The sequence below is a fragment of the Sphaerospermopsis aphanizomenoides BCCUSP55 genome (assembly GCF_001586785.1).
Lineage (GTDB): Bacteria > Cyanobacteriota > Cyanobacteriia > Cyanobacteriales > Nostocaceae > Sphaerospermopsis_A > Sphaerospermopsis_A aphanizomenoides_A.
This window is the reverse complement of record NZ_LUFH02000202.1, coordinates 1-3,251: the sequence shown is the minus strand read 5'-3', so window position 1 is coordinate 3,251 and position 3,251 is coordinate 1. Positions and strand designations below refer to the sequence as shown.

The following is a 3,251-nucleotide window of genomic DNA, read 5'->3' as shown; positions in this document are numbered from 1 at the left end:
ACACCCTACACCCTACACCCTACACCCTACACCCTACACCCTACACCCTACACCCTACACCCTACACCCTACACCCTATTACCTGCTATCCCCCGGTTTGTAAATATTCAACCGCAGCTGCTAATTTTGAGGGGTATGTTTCAGCAAACTTTTCAAACCAAAGCCCTTCTGTTGACAGAGGATCTAATTTAGATAACCATTCTTGAGCTTCTTTATTCAACGTCTCTAATTGTTTGGCTTTGAGTTGTGCTTGACGAATTTTCTCCTGTTCTAATTCTTGTTGTTTTCTCAATTCTTCAGCAGCATCTCGTTCTATAAAATCAGCTTTCACTTCTGATAACAAGTTATCTATTAAAGAATCTGATTTAGAAACAGAAGTAATAACGAGTTGATTTGTAGTTAATTGAGGCTGTTGATGTTGGGGTTTGGGTGCAGCATATTCAGCCTGAATTTCAGCTAATAATTTCTCAATTTCATCCATTATTACCAGTCCTAATTATGGGTATACAGCGTTTCTTAATCTCCTGAGTTACTGAGTACATTGCTAATAAAATTGGGCAAACCTCTGCGTACCTTTGCGCTTGACTCTGCGATCCTCTGCGTTTAAAAAAATTGGTTGTGTACCTCACTTAACCAGGAATCGCTATAATCAATCATTAATCGCATTCAGTAGCACTTCAGCTAAACTCATATCTTCCATATCTTCCATTGTGACTGTGTCGCAAATATCAAATTTTGCCCCAGCACTTTGTAATTCATCATCTAAGATTTTCAGGAAGCGGGTAGCATTGGGATCTGTACCTACTTGAATAAATGAAATACCTAATTCTTCATCTCTATCCATACGGCGGGAAGTTTCTATAATCGTTTTCATCACTGCTTTACGATCATCAGGTTCACCATCAGTCACAACTAAAATTAGTTCGCCGTTTGCCTTAGTTTGACCATTAGCTTTGCGTTGAAAATAGTCATCTGTAGCGTGTTTCAAGACACCTGCTAAATCAGTAGTACCTGATGGATCATTTTCTTGGAAAATTTGCACTACTTTACTAGATGTGACATTTTCATAACGTTTGAATCTACCAGAAAATAAATAAACAGTGATGCCATCTGAATCAAATTGTTCACATTTACTAGCTAAAGCTAAAGTAGATTCTTGTGCTGCGGACCATCTAGTTCTTCCACCCTTTTGGTCTGGGGTAGCCATGCTGCCGCTTTTGTCGATAATTAAAGTGTAATCACGATTTTCTAACATTGATAAATTCCCCATTTTTGACTCTCAATTTATCTATAGATTAGCAACACATTAATCATTTATGGCATTCATTAAAACATCCGTGAGACTCATTTCTTCTAGGTCTTCTAAGGTGATAGTATCGCAAATGTCAAATTTAGCGCCGATACTTTGCAATTTATCATCTAAAGCTTTGAGAAATTTTGTGGCTTGTGGATCTGCACCTACTTGAATAATGGAAATTCCTAATTCTTGATCATTTTCCATTTTGTGAGTAGCATTGATGATCACTTCATACACTGCTTGCCGATCATTTGGTGTACCGTCAGTGATTACTAAAATTATTTCTCCATTGGGTTTGGTTTTACCAGCAGCTTTGCGTTGAAAGTAATTATTAATGGCATCTTGAAGTACACCTACTAAATTGGTTGTGTCAGCAGGAATATTTTCGGCAAAAATCTGTGCCACTTTAGCTGAAGTCACATGATCAAAGCGTTGGAAATTTCGAGAAAATAAATAAACGGTTATACCATCTGGATCAAATTGTTCACATTTACAAGCTAGAGCAAAGGTGGATTCTTGTAAAGCCAACCATTTGGTTTTTTCACTTTGTCCTAATGGCTTTCCCATGCTGGCACTGCTGTCGATTAGCAGTGTGTAATCCCGATTTTCTAACATTAATAATTCTCCAGAAATTAGTCATTAATGGCATTCATCAATACATCCGCAAGGCTCATATCTTCTAAATCGTCTAAAGTTATGGTGTCGCAAATATCAAATTTAGCGCCAACACCTTGCAACTGATCATCTAAGGCTTTGAGAAATTTTGTGGCTTGTGGATCTGAACCTACTTGAATCATAGAAATTCCTAATTCTTCATCTCGATCCATTTTTCGAGTTGCCTGAATAATGACTTCAAAGACTGCTTTGCGATCATCTGGTTCACCATCAGTCACAACTAAAATTGTTTCTCCATTGGGTTTAGTTTGACCTGAAGCTTTGCGCTGAAAATAATTATTGAGGGCATCTTGCAGTACACTGGCTAAGTTAGTTGTACCAGCAGGGTCGTTTTCTTGAAATATTTGGACTACTTTGGCTGAAGTCACATTTTCGTAACGTTTAAATCTGCCGGAAAAAACATACACTGTAATGCCATCGGGGTCAAACTGTTCAGCTTTTCTAGCTAAAGCCAGGGTAGATTCTTGAGCTATATCCCATCTGCTTCGACCACCAGCTTGGTCAGGAGTGGACATACTACCACTTTTATCAATAATTAAGGTATAGTCACGATCGCTCATCATAAATTCCTCTCAAAAAAGATTATTCTGTTTTGATTTTAACTCTTAGGTAATAAGACCATATCTAGATATAGAGATATTGTAATAATGTTTTAAACTATGCAAATTTAGTAGCAACCGATTTCTGGTGTAAAATCGCTAAATAACTAAATATTGTAGCTGTTGATTAGTGCTGACCCTAGCTCACAACCATAAATCTGAATCTCCTCTCAGATGACAGCATGAGCATTACTTACCTTGAGCATGGGGCTAGTAACTGAAATGTCCAGTTTTCAGAGTAATTCGATTTGCTCGCATTACCGAATCAAATCAGGAGAATAACTATGACTGTTACCAATGTTACAGAGGCCACATTCAAACAGGAAGTGTTGGAAAGTGATGCTCCAGTGTTAGTGGATTTTTGGGCTCCTTGGTGTGGCCCTTGTCAAATGCTGTCTCCCGTTGTTGAAGAAGTGGCTGCTGAATTTGAAGGACAGGTGAAAGTCGTCAAATTGAATACCGATCAAAATCCCACAGTTGCTAGTCATTACGGTATTCGTAGCATTCCCACTATTATGGTATTTAAGGGTGGGCGGCAAGTTGATACAGTGGTAGGAGCAGTACCCAAAACTACTTTAACTAAAACTTTAGCACAGTATATTCCTGTATAGTAACGAGTGCTGAGTGGTGAGTGCTGAGTTCTGAGTAAGAATTTTCTCCCCTGCTTCCCCTGCTTCCCC

General features: G+C 38.4%; 5 protein-coding genes. 1 reads left to right on the top strand and 4 read right to left on the bottom strand.

The window, feature by feature from the left end:
- Nucleotides 1–85: 85 nt before the first annotated feature.
- The 4 genes from A0J48_RS26205 to A0J48_RS26190 form a co-directional block, all read right to left on the bottom strand.
- Complete coding sequence (locus A0J48_RS26205; protein ID WP_200327500.1) at nt 86–481, bottom strand: salt stress protein, Slr1339 family; 396 nt, start codon at nt 479–481, stop codon at nt 86–88.
- A gap of 168 nt (nt 482–649) precedes the next feature.
- Nucleotides 650–1,255, bottom strand: coding sequence for a vWA domain-containing protein (locus tag A0J48_RS26200; RefSeq protein ID WP_200327501.1), 606 nt, complete (start codon nt 1,253–1,255; stop codon nt 650–652).
- A gap of 51 nt (nt 1,256–1,306) precedes the next feature.
- Nucleotides 1,307–1,912, bottom strand: coding sequence for a vWA domain-containing protein (locus A0J48_RS26195; RefSeq protein WP_200327499.1), 606 nt, complete (start codon nt 1,910–1,912; stop codon nt 1,307–1,309).
- A gap of 17 nt (nt 1,913–1,929) precedes the next feature.
- Nucleotides 1,930–2,535 (bottom strand): vWA domain-containing protein, encoded by a 606-nt coding sequence (locus A0J48_RS26190; RefSeq protein WP_200327498.1) that lies wholly within the window; start codon nt 2,533–2,535, stop codon nt 1,930–1,932.
- Nucleotides 2,536–2,855: 320 nt separating this feature from the next.
- Here A0J48_RS26190 and trxA point away from each other — a divergent pair, with 320 nt between their 5' ends.
- Nucleotides 2,856–3,182 (top strand): thioredoxin, encoded by a 327-nt coding sequence (trxA, locus tag A0J48_RS26185; protein ID WP_200327497.1) that lies wholly within the window; start codon nt 2,856–2,858, stop codon nt 3,180–3,182.
- Nucleotides 3,183–3,251: the final 69 nt, after the last annotated feature.